The 18,488-nt window shown below is 52.5% G+C and carries 18 protein-coding genes; 2 read left to right on the forward strand and 16 right to left on the reverse strand.

All coding sequences use genetic code 11. The annotated features are described in order from the left end of the window. The first annotated feature begins 151 nt into the window (after positions 1-151). Together EVJ24_RS12955 and EVJ24_RS12960 are read left to right on the forward strand one after the other, a co-directional pair. Positions 152-532, forward strand: a complete 381-nt coding sequence (locus EVJ24_RS12955) for a truncated hemoglobin (protein ID WP_070327848.1) — start codon at positions 152-154, stop codon at positions 530-532. Between the two features lie 55 nt (positions 533-587). Next, positions 588-941, forward strand: coding sequence for a hypothetical protein (locus tag EVJ24_RS12960; RefSeq protein WP_131441590.1), 354 nt, complete (start codon positions 588-590; stop codon positions 939-941). A 24-nt stretch (positions 942-965) separates the two neighbouring features. Here EVJ24_RS12960 and EVJ24_RS12965 read toward each other — a convergent pair whose 3' ends face one another. From EVJ24_RS12965 to EVJ24_RS13040, 16 genes are all read right to left on the reverse strand, one after another. Then, positions 966-1,376 (reverse strand): hypothetical protein, encoded by a 411-nt coding sequence (locus EVJ24_RS12965; protein WP_131441591.1) that lies wholly within the window; start codon positions 1,374-1,376, stop codon positions 966-968. A gap of 135 nt (positions 1,377-1,511) precedes the next feature. Beyond that, positions 1,512-4,565 carry an efflux RND transporter permease subunit gene (locus EVJ24_RS12970; RefSeq protein WP_442899265.1) on the reverse strand — a complete coding sequence of 1,018 codons (3,054 nt, stop codon included), beginning with the start codon at positions 4,563-4,565 and terminating at the stop codon, positions 1,512-1,514. Positions 4,566-4,667: 102 nt separating this feature from the next. Beyond that, complete coding sequence (locus EVJ24_RS12975) at positions 4,668-5,138, reverse strand: competence protein ComK (RefSeq protein ID WP_070327851.1); 471 nt, start codon at positions 5,136-5,138, stop codon at positions 4,668-4,670. 121 nt (positions 5,139-5,259) lie between these two features. Next, a complete protein-coding gene (locus EVJ24_RS12980; RefSeq protein WP_131441593.1) occupies positions 5,260-6,639 on the reverse strand; it encodes a sensor histidine kinase in 1,380 nt (459 codons plus the stop codon). After that, complete coding sequence (locus EVJ24_RS12985) at positions 6,636-7,298, reverse strand: response regulator transcription factor (protein ID WP_070327853.1); 663 nt, start codon at positions 7,296-7,298, stop codon at positions 6,636-6,638. Before EVJ24_RS12985 ends, EVJ24_RS12980 begins: the two co-directional genes overlap by 4 nt. Positions 7,299-7,638: 340 nt before the next feature. Further along, positions 7,639-7,845 (reverse strand): cation transporter, encoded by a 207-nt coding sequence (locus tag EVJ24_RS12990; protein ID WP_131441594.1) that lies wholly within the window; start codon positions 7,843-7,845, stop codon positions 7,639-7,641. Further along, positions 7,842-9,953 (reverse strand): heavy metal translocating P-type ATPase, encoded by a 2,112-nt coding sequence (locus EVJ24_RS12995; protein ID WP_131441595.1) that lies wholly within the window; start codon positions 9,951-9,953, stop codon positions 7,842-7,844. Before EVJ24_RS12995 ends, EVJ24_RS12990 begins: the two co-directional genes overlap by 4 nt. A 12-nt stretch (positions 9,954-9,965) precedes the next feature. Continuing rightward, positions 9,966-10,268: a metal-sensitive transcriptional regulator gene (locus EVJ24_RS13000; protein WP_070327854.1), complete on the reverse strand. Its 303-nt coding sequence runs from the start codon at positions 10,266-10,268 to the stop codon at positions 9,966-9,968. Between the two features lie 95 nt (positions 10,269-10,363). Next, positions 10,364-11,908, reverse strand: a complete 1,545-nt coding sequence (locus tag EVJ24_RS13005; RefSeq protein ID WP_131441596.1) for a long-chain-fatty-acid--CoA ligase — start codon at positions 11,906-11,908, stop codon at positions 10,364-10,366. 103 nt (positions 11,909-12,011) lie between these two features. Then, a complete protein-coding gene (locus EVJ24_RS13010; protein ID WP_236637660.1) occupies positions 12,012-12,485 on the reverse strand; it encodes a PTS sugar transporter subunit IIA in 474 nt (157 codons plus the stop codon). 155 nt (positions 12,486-12,640) lie between these two features. Next, a complete protein-coding gene (locus tag EVJ24_RS13015; RefSeq protein WP_131441598.1) occupies positions 12,641-13,630 on the reverse strand; it encodes a lipoate--protein ligase in 990 nt (329 codons plus the stop codon). Positions 13,631-13,701: 71 nt separating this feature from the next. Then, positions 13,702-14,595 (reverse strand): Cof-type HAD-IIB family hydrolase, encoded by an 894-nt coding sequence (locus EVJ24_RS13020; RefSeq protein ID WP_131441599.1) that lies wholly within the window; start codon positions 14,593-14,595, stop codon positions 13,702-13,704. Between the two features lie 84 nt (positions 14,596-14,679). Then, positions 14,680-16,065 (reverse strand): protoporphyrinogen oxidase, encoded by a 1,386-nt coding sequence (gene hemG, locus EVJ24_RS13025; protein WP_131441600.1) that lies wholly within the window; start codon positions 16,063-16,065, stop codon positions 14,680-14,682. Further along, positions 16,058-16,987: a ferrochelatase gene (gene hemH / locus EVJ24_RS13030; protein WP_070327860.1), complete on the reverse strand. Its 930-nt coding sequence runs from the start codon at positions 16,985-16,987 to the stop codon at positions 16,058-16,060. Before hemH ends, hemG begins: the two co-directional genes overlap by 8 nt. Beyond that, positions 16,984-18,033 (reverse strand): uroporphyrinogen decarboxylase, encoded by a 1,050-nt coding sequence (gene hemE, locus EVJ24_RS13035; protein ID WP_070327861.1) that lies wholly within the window; start codon positions 18,031-18,033, stop codon positions 16,984-16,986. The genes hemH and hemE overlap by 4 nt, the downstream gene beginning before the upstream one ends. Before the next feature lie 116 nt (positions 18,034-18,149). Beyond that, positions 18,150-18,455, reverse strand: a complete 306-nt coding sequence (locus EVJ24_RS13040) for a MerR family transcriptional regulator (protein WP_071399222.1) — start codon at positions 18,453-18,455, stop codon at positions 18,150-18,152. Between the last annotated feature and the right edge of the window lie 33 nt (positions 18,456-18,488).

Raw genomic sequence — 18,488 nt, forward strand, 5'->3', positions numbered from 1 at the left:
CGAACACCCCTTCCCTTTTTCTTTTATTATGACGTATCGCCTGCTGTTTGTAGAGGGAAACCTGCCGGCTACCTTGTAAGAAAAAAACACAACCTTCTCGTATCCTATTCGTTCGAAAATCGATTAGACTGAACGTATGAGGGGGAATACTATGAGTGCATATGAACAATTCGGAGGCGAACGCGGCGTCCAACAGCTCGTCGACGCTTTTTACGAACTCGTTTACGCTGATCCCGTACTGTTGCCACTGTTTCCAGACGACAAAGACCGGGTAAAACAACATCAGTTCGAATTTTTGACGCAACTGCTCGGAGGACCAAAACTGTATACGGAACGACGTGGCGGCGGCAACTTGGCGATGATCCACCGCGATCACCCAATCTCAGAAACACACGCCGGTCATTGGCTCGGGTGCATGGAACAAGCGCTCAAGACGGTCGACGCACCGGAAGCGATCAAGCGACAATTGTTTCAACGTCTGATCATGTCGTCGTCAAACGTCATCCGCGTCTGCTCGCACCATTTTGAGTAGTCATCATTTAAAAAAGCGGGTATGATAGGAAAGTAAGCAAAGGAGGTCGGTTTTCATGACAGAAGAAGAGAAAAAAGAGACCGTTTCAGCTAAAGAGGAAACGGAAGAAGTAGAACCTACGGCAGTCCTCGCCGAAGTCCTTGAAGAGGATGAGGAAGAAGATTTACCCGAAGAAAAGAACATGGACCACATCAAAGGTGTGTTCAACTATACACAGAAGAACGGACGGGAGTATCGCGTCGTCTTTTATCACGACCGTAAAAACCTCGTGTTCCGTGAACTTGGAAACGGGAAAGTCGAATTTGTCGGGCGTTTCACAGATGATGCCTACGACGAAGAGAACGAAGCAGAGATGCAAAAACTCGGTGAGCAACAGCTCAAGCGGATTCTTGCCGATCGACTCAAATAAAAAAATCGCCCGCGGGCGATTTTTTTATTGTTTCTTGTTTCGTTTTTTCTTGCGAAGCGCGTAAATCACTCCGGCGATTCCTCCGGCGACGGCGATCCCAGCCATCGCAGGCACGAGGATTTTCTTCGTCGGAATCATCTTTTTGACACGTTCGTACGGTGTCGGAACCGACAATTCAAGTTGAACGGCCGTCTCACCGTGACCGTTCGCCCGTGCTTTGCGGGCCGCGTCCGTCACGACGACACGTCCTGTCGTATAGCGGCGGTTTCCATATTCATCCGTGTAAGGCCGGCGAACCCGTTTGACGTCTGTTACCGTCTTTCCACGAGCGGCATCCGGTCGGACGACACGTTCGCTCGTCCATGTGCGGGCACCGGTCGCGCTATAGGCCGGACGAATCTTACGACGATTTAACCAAGTGTATGAATCGTTCATCTATATTCCCTCCAATATGCTGAAGTATCTCTTCATATTATACCCATACAACATCTGACGAAAACATCAGTCTTGACGAGACAAACAAACAAGCGCCCGGTCCTAATTTGGACCGGGCGCCGATTCGCTTGCTGATCAATCCGTGAACGGTTTATCCCGATGGCGACGTTTCGCCAAGATCAAGTAATAAGCCGGAACAAGGACGAGTGTCAGTACGGTCGAGAACAGAATTCCCGACACGATACAGATGGCGAGCGGTTTGAAGAGCGGGTCTTCACCGAACGCGACCGGTAGTAACGCGACGACCGCCGTCAACGCCGTGAGGAGAATCGGACGGATCCGTGCACGTCCTGCCTCGTATACCGCTGTTGTGACGGACATTCCACTGCGAATTCCTTGCTCGATGAATTCGAACAAGACGACCGCGTTTCGAACGACGATCCCGGCAAGTGAGACCATCCCCATCGATGCCATGAAGCTAAACGGCGTCTGCGTGATGAACAGCCCGACGACCGCACCGGCAATCGCCAAGTAAATCGTGAACAAAACGAGAAGCGGTAATGAAAGTGAATTGAACTGGAATGCGATGATTAAGAAAATCAAGAACAAGACGACGATGAACAACGTCGCGAGTTCAACGAAGAACTCATTTTGCGTATCGCTCGCTCCTGACTGTTCGAACGAGATGCCATCGCTCGTCAAGTCTGCTTTTGCGTCATCGAGAATCTGTTCAACGTCTTGTTTGAACGCATCTTCATCCATTCCTTCAGTCGCATAGATTTGAAGCGTGACGATCCGCTCCCCGTTCTCACGCGGAATCTGTTGGATCTGTTCAGTCGTCGTTTCGGTGACGAACGTACTGAGCGGTGCGACCGGCGGACCGGCTTCCGTGTCGACCGGAACGAGAATCTCGTCAAGGGCGAGCGCCTCGCGGTTTGCGGCCGCATCGACGACGATTTTCACATCGCGTTGTTCGACACCATCGTCGAACGTACCGATCGGGATGCCGTCCGTGACTAACCGGATCTGATCGCTAATTGCTTTCGCGGTCACTCCAGAGGCAGCCATCGCTTCTCGGTTCAATTCGTACGTGAGTGTCTGGAAAGGTTCTTTAATGTTGTCGAGCACGAGCGCACCATCGATTTCTTCGAGGTCAGCCTTGACCGTATCCCGTGCCTCGACAAGTTCTTCGATCGTTTCACCGCGCATTGTGAACTCTACCGGGGCAGACGTTGGTGGTCCCTGCTGCTGCGTATCTAAGAAGATTTCAGCGTCCGGATAGTTTTCACGTATTTGCGACGTGTACTCATCAATCAACTGAATCGCATCGATTTGTTCGTTGTCGACTCGGACGACGACTTGTCCTGCATTGTCACCTGACTGGTCGAGTCCACCGGTGAACAAGCTCGGGAGCCCACCGCCAGCGAAAATAGCGGTCTCGGTAACACCGTCAATCTGTTGGAATTCGGCCTCGATCTGTTGGAGGCGACGTTCTGTTTCCTCTAAGTCGGTTTGAACCGGGAACGTGACGCTCGTCACGACTTCTGGTCGGTTAGCAGCCGGGAAGAACTCGAACGGTGTCAACAGAATCAGCCCGTATAGTGCTGTCGTGATGACAAACCCGACCACTCCGAACGTCCACGGCCGTTTAGCGACGACTGGGAGCAACCGATCCGCATAAAAATTGCTGAGACGGTTGAGCGGTCCGCCAAGCCAGCCTGGCTCACGCTTCGACACTTTCACTTTCTTCCGGTTCAACCAATACTGTGCGATCGGCACGAGTGTCAAACTGATGACCATCGATGCGAGCACCGACAAGGCGAGTACTGTCGGTAACGCTCGGATAAAGTTCCCGTTCGCGCCTGACAAGAGTGTCAGCGGTAAGAACGCGAAGACGACGGCGAGCGTCGACGTGACGATCGATCCCCAGACTTCTTTCGTTCCGCGAACGGCACCGACCATGGCTGTATCGCCTTTCCGGTAGCGACGCAAAATGTTGTCGTTGACGACGATCGCGTCATCGACGAGAATACCGAGCGCGATGATCGCCCCGATGATCGAGATTTGGTTCAAATCGACTCCCGTGAAGCGGAGCGGGATGAGCGCGATCAAGAATGACAATGGAATCGCCAGGCTGACGATGAGTGACCCTGTGAACGTCAACCCGATCGTCGTGACGACGATAACTGCGATCATGGCGATGATGAATTCTTTCGTAAGTGACGAGAAGATCGCATCGACCGCTTTCGCTTGATCGTAATAAGTGACGAGTTCGACCCCGTCTAGGTCTCCCACTTCAGAAGCGACGACTTCGTCGACGCGTTGTTGCAGCGTCGGGATGTCTTGACCTGGCTCGATTGTCACCGTGAGCGAGATTGCTGGTTCGCCGTCGAGTGAGACGAGGTCGGTGACTGCTTTCGTCGTCTCTTCGACCGTACCGACATCGGCAAGGCGGACCGGTTCACCGTCGACAGAACCGACGATGACTTCATCCATGTCGTTGACGTTCGTCAAGTTATCGATCGCCAATTGATAAATACCGCCGTCCGTTGATTGACGACCGAGCGGTGTCGTCTTATATTCTTCATTGATTGCCGTCAAGACGTCTGGGAATGCGAGTTGGCGTTCCCCAAGCGCTTCGGAATCCAGTGAGACGACGAATTCTGTTTCCGGGAGCCCTTTGATCGTGAACCCGGTCACACCATCTGTTCGTAACAAACGGTCTTCTAGCCGTTCGACTTGTTCTCGAACCGCTTCAAGCGACTCGCGATCGCTCGACGTCAACAAATAGGAAGCGACCGGAAGCTGACCGATCGAATCGTTGACCGTCGGTGCTAAGGCGTTGTCAGGTAACCGAGGCGCCGCGTCTGAGATCGCCTGCCTCACGTTCGCTTGCAGTTCGCCTTGATCAAATCCGTCTTCATACTCGACAGTGATATTCGAGAACTCCGACGCGGACAGCGACGATACGTTCTCAACCCCTTCAAGCCCTCTTAACTCGGTTTCAAGGATGTTTGTGACGTTCCGTTCGACCGTCTCAGCGGTCGCCCCTGGATATGGGGTCTGAATGAGAATGATATTGACGCTAGTCTCTGGGATTTCACGTTTCGGTAGCTGGAAAAACGTGAGTACCCCGACGACGATTGCAACGAGTAAAAATACAATAATCAATTTTCCTCGCTCAATCATTTTCTGAAAAAACATATTGACCCCTCGCTTTCGGATGATGTGCAAATACACATATGAACTATTCTTCTTCATCATAGAGGGGTTTGAATCAGTTTTCAATCCTTAAACGTGATGCAATGTGCTACTATGGAAACGTTTTTGGAACGCATAAGATAATTCAATCGACCGTTGCTTCTGCCGTTGGACCGTATGATCGGAGACAGGGACTTGAATCGATTCCCCGGTCAGAAATTGAATCCGGGTCCCGTTGCCAAACTTTTTGATGCCCGTGACATGTTGAAAATTGATCCATGCACAATCAGGACTCTCTTTGGCGATCGTCGGGAAAAAGACGGCATCGGCATGCCAATCCATGACGACAGGGGTTTTTCGATGAGGACCAAGCACGTGACGGGCCGCTTCAATTCGCCCTTGGATACTTGATCCATAATAGAGACAAGCCGATTCGAGCAAGTGAATCGGAGAACCTTTCAGACGGTGCACGCCATCGGGCTGATAGACGAGTGTCTCGGCCTCACCGTACTCATTAAATACCGGAACCAACGCTCTTGTATCATTCGTCAACTGTGTCATCTGTTCTTCCTCCAAAACGTATAATATGACTTACACGTTATTCATAACAAGTTCCTTAAACGTGTGCAAACAGCTCGTCGACATTTCCCACTAAAAAAACCAGCCGTTCGCAGGCTGGTTTTTAAAATCTGTCATCCGTTTTTAATTTTTGTGTGTCTTTCAGGTGCGGGAAGTGGAATTGGACAGCAACTCCGTCGTTCGTATTACCCAAGGTAACGGACCCGCCATGGAGGGTCACGATGCGCTGGACGATAAATAAGCCGAGACCGAACTTGCCTTGTTTCCCACGGGAAAATTGATGGAACAGGTCAAGGTTCTCATCGACCGACGGGCCGTCATTTTTGATGACGATGTCGATTCCTGCATCCGTTCGTTCGAGCTCGACCTGAATCGTCGACTCGGCGTAACGAATCGCATTGTCGAGCACGTTTTCGAGCGCGACCCGAACCTGTTCCCCGTCACCGAGCATCTCGCCTGCGTGGCCGGTCAACGTCCACTCGAGATTTCCTCGGAGTTTGAAGCGGTCGATGAGCAGTTCGACCAACTTATCGAGGTTGATCGGATCGAGTTTCATCTCTTGACCTTTAAAATACTCCAACTTGGTGACGTATAACAAGTCGACCACTTTTTTCTCGAGACGCGATGCTTCTTCATCAATGACTTCGGCCGACCCTTTCAAGTCTCCAGTCGGATAGATGCCGTCCCCGATCGACTGGGCATAGCCGCGAATGACCATGATCGGCGTCTTCAAATCGTGAGAGATGTTTTGTAAGAGCGCCTGTTGCGCCAAATCTTGCTCTTGCAGTTCTTGGCGCATCGCGTCGATCGACCGTGCCAATTGTCCGAGCTCGTCTTCCCTGGCGAGTGGTAACACCGTCTCCCATTGGCGGTTTGATATTTTCTCAACGGCCCGTTCCATCTCGACGATCGGTTTCGTCAACTCTCTCGACATCCAAAGGGCCGGGATGAGTGACAGGAGGCTGATGACACCAATTAAAATCGAGATACGCCAGTACAATGTCGAGACGAGCTCACGGCGATAAGCGTCCCAGGCGTATGACGCCTGGTAGATGAGGGCACCGTCATATTCGTTTTGACGAATCGTATAGTAGACGTCTTCCCCATCGATCGTCGTCTGATATTTGGCGACCTCGCTCGTCTGTTCGAGCGCCTCTTGATACATCCGATTCGTCAGCTCGAGCGGGGCCGAGCCGTAAATGATGCGTCCGTTCGGCAAAAAGATAAGCTGATTGACCGAACGTGATTCTTGTTGACGCCGATCGTACTCGATCGGGTTGCTCGGAATATTTTCGAGCTCATTCGTATTTCCGAGGTAATAATCGACATCTTGAAGCGTCTCATACACTTGTTCATCGATGAACTGCGTGATCGAGGAGCGGACCGTCAACAAGATCATCAACGCCAAGGTGACGATGATGAGTAAAATCAATACCCAGATTTTCCACATGAGCCGTTTCGGCTTAAGATCGTGAAGTCTCATGGCTTAACGAGTCGATAACCGATCCCATACAGCGTCTCAAGTTCGAGTCGGTGCAACTTCTTCCGTAAGCGTCGGACCAAGTCATCGACGACACGGTCTGAGCCGAAATAGTCGCGACCCCAAACACCTTCTAATATTTGCTCACGCGACAGCGCCGAGCCCGGATGTTCGAGGAAGAGCAACAATAAATCGAACTCTTTGGACGTCAAATCGATATCATCCGCAGCATGCTTGATCAGTCGTTTGTCCGGATAAATCGTGTATTCCCCATACTCGATATGTTCGTTCGATTTCGACCCGTACACCCGATCGATCAATTTTTTGACCCGGATGACGAGCTCGCGCGGTAAGAACGGTTTGGCGATGTAGTCATCCGAACCCATCTCCAGTCCGATGATTTTATCGATGTCCTCATCACGGGCCGAAATGAAGATCGTCGGTGTATTGGCGTTCGTCGCCTTGATTTGCTTCAACAACTGAAAACCATCGAGGTCCGGCAGCATAATATCGAGCACCCATAAGTCAGGTTCGTCTTGAATCGCGGCTTGGGCTGATACACCATCCGTGAACGAACGGACTTGGTAGCCTTCTTGCTCTAAATACGTGACGAGCATTTTGTTTAAATTGACCTCATCATCGACTAAATAGATCGTGTACATTTTAGTCACCTCTGCAGCATTTTTTAACATCATATCAAACAATTGTCGACGAATGATGGGAAATCACTCGTTTTGAACCGGCTGGATGTACCGTCAATCGCGTAAGTTAACGAAAAAAAGAAGGGTTTCCCCTCCTTACCGTGTCGACCGTGTCCGCAATTGTTGAGCGAGGAAGGCCGTCCCCCCGCTAAGTAACGCCAACACGCCGCTGATCATGACGAGTTCCATCGTAGTCCCACCTTCCCGCTGATACCGATTCTCATTATCATCTATACTATATCATAGTTTTTAGCATGAGAACATCACAAAAAAATCCCGCCTCACAGGCGGGATTCGGTCGTTATGCGTTGACGTCGTAACCTTGTTCTTCGATAGCTTCGATCATCACTTTGACGGAAATCTTATCGTTATGGATGACATCGACTCGGTGATCTTGTAACGAGACGATGGCTGACTCGACGCCTTCTAATTCGGTCAAAGCCCCTTCAACCGCTGCCTTGCAATGGTTACATGTCATACCTTCTACTTTCAAGACTGTTTCATTCATTTGGAATGTCCTCCTTGTTTTTTTAATCGCAGTGCGTTCAATACGACCGAAACCGAACTGAACGCCATCGCTGCCCCAGCAATCCATGGAGCGAGCAAACCGGCCGCGGCAATCGGTATACCGAAGCTATTATAGGCGAGCGCCCAAAATAGGTTTTGACGGATGTTTCGCATCGTGAGCGCACTCATCTCGATCGCCCGATCCACGCCTTCGATATCCCGACCCATGATCGTCACGTCCGCCGCTTCTAAAGCGACGTCCGTCCCGCTGCCGAAGGCGATACCGACGTCCGCGACGGCGAGCGCAGGCGCATCGTTCATTCCGTCACCGACCATGGCGACGCGGCCACGTTGTTTCAGTGCCTCGATGTGGTCTGCCTTCTCGACGGGCAACACCTCGGCAATGACGTTCGCTTCAGCGATGCCTAGTTCACGCGCCACGTCGAGCGCGACTTCTTTTCGGTCTCCCGTCAAGACATACACTTGTCTCGTCGTCGCAAGTCGTTGCACGACAGCCCGGCTACCTTCTTTCAACCGGTCTTGAAGACCGAACGCTGCCACGACTTCAGATTCACTCGCCACGTAAACCGGCGTCATCGCTTGCATGTCCCAATCAGGCAACGTGAATCCGGCCTCGCGCATCATCCGGACCGAACCGATAAGAAGCTCTTTCCCATCGACGACCGCTTTCAATCCTCGGCCCGATAACTCTTCGACCCGTTCCACGTGCCCGACGCCGGCACCACGACCGATCGCTTCCGCGAGTGGATGCGTCGACTGACGCTCGGCCATGACCGCCCGTTGTAAGAACGATTCGTCCCCGAACGTCGCCACGACTTCAGGCGTCCCGTTCGTGAGCGTCCCCGTCTTATCGAACACGACGATATCAACACCGTTCAATGATTCGAGTTGACCGCCCCCTTTAAAGAGGACGCCTTGTTCAGCCGCACGGCCGGTCCCGACCATGATCGATGTCGGAGTCGCAAGTCCGAGCGCACACGGACAAGCGATGACGAGGACGGCGATTGATGACCGAATCGCCATATCGAGATCATTAAACCCGAACAACCAAGCGGCGAACGTGACGGCACTGATGGCGACGACGATCGGTACGAACACGCCAGAGATTCGGTCGGCCTGCCGTTGAATCGGTGCTTTATCCGTTTGTGCCTGTTCGACGACACGGACGATTTGCGCAAGCATCGTCTCGCTGCCTACACGCTCTGCCGCCATCAAGAAGCGGTGTGTTCGATTGATCGTCCCACCGACGACATCAAAACCGACGCCTTTTTCAGACGGGATCGATTCGCCGGTCAGCATCGATTCATCGATGACCGTCTCACCTTCAACGATCTTACCGTCGACCGGCACTTTCTCACCTGGACGGACGACGATCACGTCGCCGACGTTGACAAGGTCGATCGCCACCGACCGTTCTTCCCCGTCGACGAGTAAGATTGCTTCTTTCGCCTGCAACGACAGAAGCGATTTGAGCGCATCTGTCGTTTTTTCTTTCGCCCGTGCCTCCAACCATTTCCCGAGCAATACGAGCGTGATCAACACAGCGCTCGTCTCGAAGTAAAGGGACGGATTCATCGGATGGACGAGCATTTCGAACACGGAATAGAAATAGGCGGCGGATGTCCCCGTCGCGACGAGGACGTCCATATTGGCCGCCCCGCTCTTCAGGCTCTTATACGCTCCTTGATAAAACTGGGCCCCAATCCAAAACTGGACCGGTGTCGCGAGCGCGAATTGCCACCACGGGTTCATGAGCCAATCGGCATGGAACATTAACCCAGGGATATGGGTAATCATGACGAGTAAGAGCGGCGCCGAAAGAAGCGCCGAAATGAGCACTTTCCGTTCTAGTGGGCGGAGGTCATGTTTCGGTGTGAGCTCGACTTTTCGTTCAGCCCCGTAGCCGATCTTCTCGATCCGGGCGATCAGCTCCTCTTCGGTGATGCCGTCCTCGACGCGAATTGTCGCCGTCTCGAGCGGCAAATTGACGGTCGCATCGACCCCGTCCATCTTATTCAATACTTTCTCGATTCGGGCTGAGCATGCGGCGCATGTCATTCCTTGAATCGACAGTTCGACAGTCTTCATACGAGCACCTCCTTACTTTTTAATGCGGCTGACAATTGTCATCAATTCGTCAATGTATGGATCCATATCTTCCGTTTCACTCGCATGGACCAAGCATTTACGCATATGACGCTCAAGCAGCTGCATCTCGACTTGCTTTAAAGCGGCTTGAATAGCCGACGTCTGCGTCAAGATATCGACGCAATATCGGTCGCTCTCGACCATCTTTTGAATCCCACGGACTTGGCCTTCGATCCGGCGCAGTCGCTTACTGAGTGCAACTCGCTCGGCGTCTTCGCGCGGGACGAGCGGCTGTTCGTGCAAGAATTCATCCATTGTTATCACCTCACGTCTAATATACCCCTACCCCGTAATGGTGTCAAACGTATGAAATAAAAAAGAGCGACAATTGTGTGTCGCCCTTGCTTGATTCAGTTGCGTTGAAACGCCTCGCTTTTCAAAACCGTCCGCAAAATCTTACCGGTCGTATTTCGCGGTAACTCATCGATGATCTCGATGTGGCTCGGCTGTTTGTACTTGGCAAGTTTCGTCGCCGCGAACGCGCGGATCTCGTCGATCGAAAGCTCATCGCGGGTGACGATGAACGCCTTCACCGCTTCACCTTGCTCGGCATCGGGCACGCCGATGACGGCAGCCTCGACGATACCCGGGTGTTGGTATAACACTTCTTCGACTTCCCGCGGGTAGACGTTATAACCACCGACGATGACCATATCCTTTTTCCGGTCGACGATATAAAAATATCCGTCCTCGTCACGTTTCGCCAAGTCGCCCGTATAGAGCCATCCGTCCCGAAGCGTCATCGACGTCTCCTCAGGCAGTTTGTAATAGCCTTTCATGACGTTCGGACCGCGGACGATCAGTTCCCCGACTTCGCCGACACCAACTTCTTCACCGAGCTCGTCGACGATTTTGTTCTCGACGTGGATGATCGACGGACCGATCGATCCCGCTTTCCGTTCCCCGTGGAGCGGGTTGAAACAAGTGACCGGCGACGCCTCTGACAGGCCATACCCTTCGAGGATCTTACACTCGAACTTTTGTTCAAACGATTCGAGCAGTTGGACCGGTAAGCTCGCCCCGCCCGAGACGAAGACGCGGACGTGCTTGAGCGCCGACGCGTAAGCCGGTACTTTCAGCGCCGTTTGTAACAAGAAGTTGTACATCGTCGGCACACCGGCAAAAATGCTGACCTGATGCTTCGGAATGAGATCGAATACGTCTTGCGGCGAGAACTTCGGCAAGATGATGATCGTCGCTCCGCGCAGGAGCGGCGCGTTGACGATGACCGTCAAACAGAAGACGTGGAACATCGGCAGCGCCGCGAGCGCCTTATCGTCCGGTGTGATCTCGAGATATTCTCCGATTGAGTGCGCGTTCGAGAACAAGTTGAGGTGGGTCAACAGCGCCCCTTTAGGTTTACCTGTCGTCCCGCTCGTATATAAGATGACGGCGACGTCTTGTTCATCGACCTCGACTAGCGCCGTCACGCCCGAGGCGAACGCTTTTGAAAACGGCATAAATTCGATATCCCCTGTGCGCTCGATTGCGGGCACCTCCGCATACGGTACCGAGATGACAAGCTTCAACTGCGGCAAGTTCGTGAGCGCCGTTTCGGCTTGCGCGACGAGCGGTGACAAGGCGACGATCGCTTTCACGTCTCCATCGAGTAAAATGTAAGCCATCTCGTCCGGCGTATATGTAGGGTTGATCGGAATGACGATTCCCCCACGCGCGAGGACCGCAAAATAAGAAATCAAGAACGCCGGGCTATTCCCGAGGACGAGCGCGACGTGGTCCCCTCTGTCGATCCCCTTCTGTTCAAGCGTCGATGCCATCGCTTGGACTTGTCCGAAAAACTGTTCGTAGCTGACCGTGTCCTCCCCGAACACGTAGGCCGCCTTATTTGGATGCGCGGCCACAACCCCTTGTAACGCTGTGACTAAGTTTGCCATGGTAATCCCCCTTTAGAAATGAATGACGATTCACTCTTGAGCCGTAAAAAAGAGCACGTCAACCGCGCTCTTTTTCAGTTATCTCTATTGTACATGAAACATCTCAGTAAGAAAACGCTTTCAAATCCATCATCTGTAAATGATATAGTCCGGCCCGGCTTTGGACGTGAACAAGCGCTTGCAACGCTTCGTCGTCCATGAGCAGATCATCGATCAACTTATGAAACATCTGCTTCTTCTCGTCAGTCGTCGCTGTGATGATAAAGATCATTTCTGCACAGACCGATTCCCCAGCGATCGTCTGCACGTCGAACGGACGGTTCAAGTGGAGCAGCGTGATGCCATCGCGCTTTGAGACCCGGTTCGGCACGTCAACGACAGCGACCGGGATGGCGACGTCCGTCACTCCGGACGGGATCGTGCGCTCCTGCTCGATGATGACTTGCGCGAACGTATCATCGACAATCCCTTTTCCTTCTAGCTCAAGACCAATCGCGAGCATGGCTCGCTCGAACGTCGGTTGATCGGTCACCCACATCCAGTTCGTGTCCATCCATTCTGTGATGAAACGGCACATCTTCATTCCTCCTATTGGCTCATCTCCATTAAAGAAAGCGCTTGCACTGATTATGATACGCCTTCCCGCAACGACTCGCAACGCTACACACAAGGTTTCACGAAAACGCCAAAAAGGATGGTCTCTGAAACAGACCATCCTTCTGCAAAATCGCCTCAGCTAATGAGATCGACCAGTTCTTCTAAGTCGACGTTACCGAAGTAATGCTTGACGTCGAGGTGTGACAATTGTTCCCGAATCGCGGCTCGTTCGAATCGCGTCCCGACGAGTGCTTGCTCGACGTCGTGGATATCACCGACGCCGAAGAAGTCGCCGTAGATTTTCGCTTCTGTGATCGTCCCTTTATTGACGTTCAAACGAACGTCAATTGTGCCGATCGGGAAACGACGCTTCGATTCGACGTCGAACTTCGGTGACTTCCCGAAGTTCCAGTCCCAGTTCGCGTAGCGTTCTTTCGAGATGTCTTGAACGATTTCCCAGTCCTCGTCACGGAGTACGTAACGTTCCGGGTCTTGACCATCATAGATCGAGTGGAGGAGCGCCTCGACGAACCGTTCCATCTCCATCTCTTCCTCTAAAAATTCCGTGATGTTGGCGACCCGGCTCCGGACCGACTTGATGCCTTTTGAGCGCATCTTCTCTTCCGAAACGTTGAGCGAGTTGACGACTTCCTCGATGTTCGAGTTGAACATGAGCGTCCCGTGGCTGAACATGCGACCGCGCGTCGTGAATTGGGCGTTCCCGCTGATTTTCCGTTCGCCGACTTGAATATCGTTACGACCGGTCAATTCTGCTTCGACACCGAGTTGTTTGAGCGCATCGACGATCGGCTGTGTGAACTTCTTGTAGTTGTTGAACGAATTGCCGTCATCTTTCGTGATGAAGCTGAAGTTCAAGTTGCCTTCGTCGTGATAGACGGCACCGCCTCCAGACAAGCGACGGACGACGTCGATCCCGTTCTCTTCGATATACTTCAAGTTGACTTCTTCTGACGTGTTCTGGTTTTTCCCGATGATGATCGACGGGCCGTTAATATAGAACAAGAAGTAGTCCTCGTGCTCGACGTTCAAATGTTTGAGGATATACTCCTCGACCGCCAAGTTGAGTTTTGGGTCCCGGATGTCCGGGTTAAAGATAAATTTCACAGTCGGTTTCCTCCTAATCGGATGTTCGTTAGTTGTATTATACGAGACGAATCATCCACTCTACAACCTGTTTACTTCCATTCACCGCTCATGATGCGTTTCAACGCGTTCGCGACGCCGTACTCGTCATGACGTTCCGTGACGTGGTGGCTGATCGCGATCAAGTCGTCGTGACTGTTGCCCATCGCGATCGCTTTGCCGGCGACTTCAAACATCGGCACGTCGTTCAAGTTGTCACCGATGACGACGACTTCTGACAAATCGACACCGAAGTGCTCGGCGAGCTTCTTGACGCCGTGACCTTTGTCGGCCCCGTTCGCCATCACTTCGATGTTGTCGTTCCCTGATGACGTGACGTATACCCCGTCGACACGCTCATCGATTTCAGTCCATAGTGATGACATCTTCTCAAAATGACTTGAGAACGCGATGAATTTATAGACGCGTCCAGCCTCGTTTTTGATGAAGTCCTCGATATCCTCGACGAGACGGACGTCTTCGTTGACGTAATAACGCTTCCGGAAGAACTCATACATCTCGAGCGACCGGTCGTCACCATTTTGCTTCAAGTTCTCCATCGTCGCATCGATCAAATCGAGGCGACTTGCGACAAGTCCCGCTTCCGAATACATCTCGTAGAAAATGTCTGAATACTTATGGTCTTGATGAAGCACCGACACGACTTCGAGCGCTTCTTCTACCGTCAAATCGATTTCATGGAGCACTTCTCCCGTTTCGGTCAAGACGCGGCCCCCGTTTGACGAGACGATCGGGCACGTAAGACCGACTTCATCGAGAATCTCTTTCGCGTTGAAGTAATTGCGTCCCGTCGCAATCGCAAAGCGAATCCCTTGTTCTTCGGCGGCGCGGACGATTTCAGCCGTCTCCGGTGCGATTTTTGTGTGGTTGTGCAGAATCGTGCCATCCATATCGGATACGAACAGTTTATACGTTGTCATCAACATCCACTCCCTCTTTTTCTCTTTCGCTTCTAACTATAACAAAAAGAGAGGCCGACGGAAAAATCCGACACCTCTCTTCACAATTCCTTAACCAAGTTCTGCTAACTGTTTGATCTGCTCGTGGACGCTCTTAATACAATCCGGCATGCCGATCCCGTCGTAGGCGATCCCCGCGAGCAGCACGCCCGGATAAACTCGGCTCATCTCGGCCCGAAGCGCTCGCACCCGGTCGGCGTGGAAGACCGCGTACGGCGGCAATCCGTCCCGCAGCCGGCTGACGACCGCCTGGAGCGGTGCGGCTTTGATGTTCATCAAATCGCCCAAGTCACGGAGCGCTGTCGCCACGATGTCCTCATCCGGTGCATCGACGATCTCGTCAGCACCCGGACGACCGAGGAAGACACGGAGAACGTGATAGCCGTCCGGCACGGCGTGTGGCCATTTTTGATCGATGAACGTACACGCCGTGATCATCACGTCCGCTTCTTGGCTCGTGACGAAGCCCGTACCGACGAACGGGAGCTCGATGTCTGTCTCTTTAAAGACGAGTGAGCACGTCGCGGTCGCATGCGGCTTCATATCGGCCAAGAAATCACTGTCGACTTTCGGTAAGAACTGACGAATGAGACGCGGCGGGACCGTCAGTACGAGACGCTCTGAATCCATATCGCCACGATTCGTGAGCAGACGATAGCCTGTCTCCATCTCCTCGACTTGTTCGACCGAACAGTTCAAGATGACCTCTGTCCGCTCGAGCCGTTCCGCGAGACGGTCCGTCAGCGACTTCAAACCTCGCCGGAGCGAAGCGAACTGTCCGACTTTCTTCGCGCCGACTTCAGCGACACGCTGTTCGGGACGAAGATGGCGCATCCCTTCATATAGACTGCCGTACTTCTTCTCACCTTCGATAAACTGCGGGAACGTCGACAGCGCACTCATCTTGTCGATATCGCCGGCATAAATACCCGACAATAGCGGCTCGATCAATCGGTCGACAATCGGATCTCCGACCCGTTCTCGAAGATAGAGGCCAAGTGAGACGTCCGTCTCTGGGGGAATGATGTCTGGGGGCGACAACAGTATGGCCCGCAATGCCGCGTGCTCGTCTTCTGACAAGAGCGACGTCTGCTTGAACGCGTCGACGTCGAGCGGGATGCCCATCACCGTCTGTTTCGGGATCGGATGTAACCCGTCATGATGCAAGACGTACGCTTGCCCGACCCCGTTCCGGACGAGCTCGTCCCCGAGACCAACGTCATAGATCAACTCGGTCATCGCCGTCTTCCTGAACACGTAAGAGTCAGGACCGCGCTCGACCGCGAATTCACCGGTCTCGAACGTATCGATTTTCCCGCCCAACCGGTCATTGGCCTCTAACAGCGTGATCGTCACGTCTTCCGGCAAATAACGCTCGGCATAAAAAGCGGCGGTGAGACCTGTGATCCCACCACCGACAATCGTCAAATTACGCATGATGCACGATCACGCTTTCCATCCGATCTGCGACGGCTTCGATGAAGCTCCGCTCTGCGTTTGGCATGTTTGGACGTGCGTAGTGAACGCCAAGGCGGTCACAAACGACTTTACATTCCACGTCGTTGTCGAAGAGCACTTCAAGGTGGTCAGCGACAAAACCGACCGGCGTATAGACGAACGCCTCGTAGCCATGTTTTTCGTGAAGTTCAGCCGTCAAATCTTGGACGTCCGGCCCGATCCAAGGATCCGGCGTGTTGCCTTCAGACTGCCAACCGACCTCATAGTTGATGACACCAGCAGCTTGCGCGATCTTATCTGCTGTCTCTTTCAACTGATCCGGGTACGGGTCGCCACCAGCCAAAATCTTCTCTGGCAAGCTATGCGCCGACACGATCAAGCATGCCTTTTCGGCTGGGACCGGCAAGTTCGCGAACGTCTCTTTGATCGCTTCAGCCCACCAATTGATAAATTTCGGCTCATCGTACCACGACTCGACCGAACGGATCTCGATGTCGTATTTCGCCGCTTCTTCATGGGCGCGTCCGTTGTAAGACTTGACGCTATATGACGAATAATGAGGAGCAAGAACGACTGAGACCGCTTCTTTAATGCCGTCGTTCGCCATTTGCGCGACAGCATCCTCGACGAACGGTTCGATATGCTTGAGACCGATATATAATTTGAAGTCGATTTCACCAGCGTGACGCTCGTTCAAAATGTCTCGAAGCGTCTCTGCTTGGTCGATCGTGATCTTCGCGAGCGGAGATACGCCCCCGATCGCCTCATAGCGTTCCGTCAAGTCTTGGAGCGCTTCCGGTGCCGGCTTGCGTCCGTAACGGATGTGCGTATAATATCGTTCAATGTCTTCCGGTTTATATGGTGTTCCATAAGCCATTACGAGTAATCCGACTGTTTTCATGATGATTTGCCTCCCATTTTTTCACGTGAATAGTCATGGATAAATGCCGTCAATTTGACGAGTACGGCCGGGTCGACTTCTGGGAACACCCCATGTCCCAAGTTGAAGACGTAGCCCGGTTGTTTCATCCCTTCATCGAGGATTTCTTTCACTTTCTCCTCGATGACCGGCCATGGTGCCAGCAAGAACGACGGGTCCAAGTTTCCTTGCACCGCTTTCGTAATGCCGCGATCGCGCGCTTCTTGAACCGACAAGCGCCAGTCGAGCCCGACGACGTCGATTGGCTGATCTTGCCATTCTTCTACAAGATGGCTCGCTCCAACACCGTGCATGATGAGCGGGATGTCGAGTGTGCGCAATTCAGTGAAGATGCGCTCAGTCGTCGGTTTAATGTAACGGACATAATCTTTGCGGCTGAGCGTCCCGACCCATGAATCGAACAATTGGAACGCTTGGATACCGGCCTCGGCTTGCGCTTTGGCGTACGTGATGACCATGTCTCCAAGTTTGTCCATGAGCGCGTTCCAAACGTCCGGCTCAGCATACATGAGAGCTTTCGTCCGATGATAGCTTTTCGATGGACCGCCTTCAATCATATAGCTCGCAAGCGTAAACGGCGCTCCCGAGAATCCGATAAGCGGCACTTCAAGACGCTCTCGAAGCAAACGGATCGTCTCAAGCACGTACGAGATGTCGTCAACATTCAGCGGTTTTAAGCGCTCGACGTCCTCCATCGTCCGATACGGATTATCGATGACCGGGCCAATCCCGCTCTTAATTTCTACATTGACGCCCATCGACGGGAGTGGCGTCATAATATCTTTGTACAGAATGGCCGCGTCGACTCCGAGTTGCTTGACCGGGAGTTCCGTCACGTAGGCGCATAGTTCTGAATCGTGTGTGATTTCGAACAACGTCCTCGTTTTCTTGATCTCACGATATTCTGGTTGGTAGCGTCCGGCTTGGCGCATATACCAGACCGGCACATAGTCTGTCGCCTCTCCTCGAAACGCCTTCAAAATAGTATCGTTCATACGTCGCGTCATTCCCCTCTATAATTCTCCTACACTCTTCTTCTATAGGTATGTGAACTCAAAAACATTATACAGAAATTAATTAGAATAATGCTAATGTGAAGCATTTTCATTGTGTTTTCATTGTGTCATTTCTTTGTCGGATACGTGCGGAACGCCGAATTGAGCTGACCCCGGATCAATTCATCACGCTGTCTCGTCGATAGACGTTTTTCGCGCTCTTTAATGTCTTGAATCCGCCATCCGTCCTCAAGCTTTGACGCCACGTCGATCAACCGCTCGACGTCATGGAAAGAATATTTACGCGAGCCTCCCTTTGTCCGCTCCGGGAAGACGAGTCCTTTCGCCTCATAATAGCGCACTTGTCGTTCAGAAAGCCCGGTCAGTTCGGTAATAACGCCCATTCCAATCACTTTCTTCGACTTATAGTCCATCGTCCGCCATCTCCCTTCTCAAAAAAACTATGT

It is taken from the genome of Exiguobacterium sp. SH1S21 (assembly GCF_004337175.1).
Classification (GTDB): domain Bacteria; phylum Bacillota; class Bacilli; order Exiguobacteriales; family Exiguobacteriaceae; genus Exiguobacterium; species Exiguobacterium aurantiacum_A.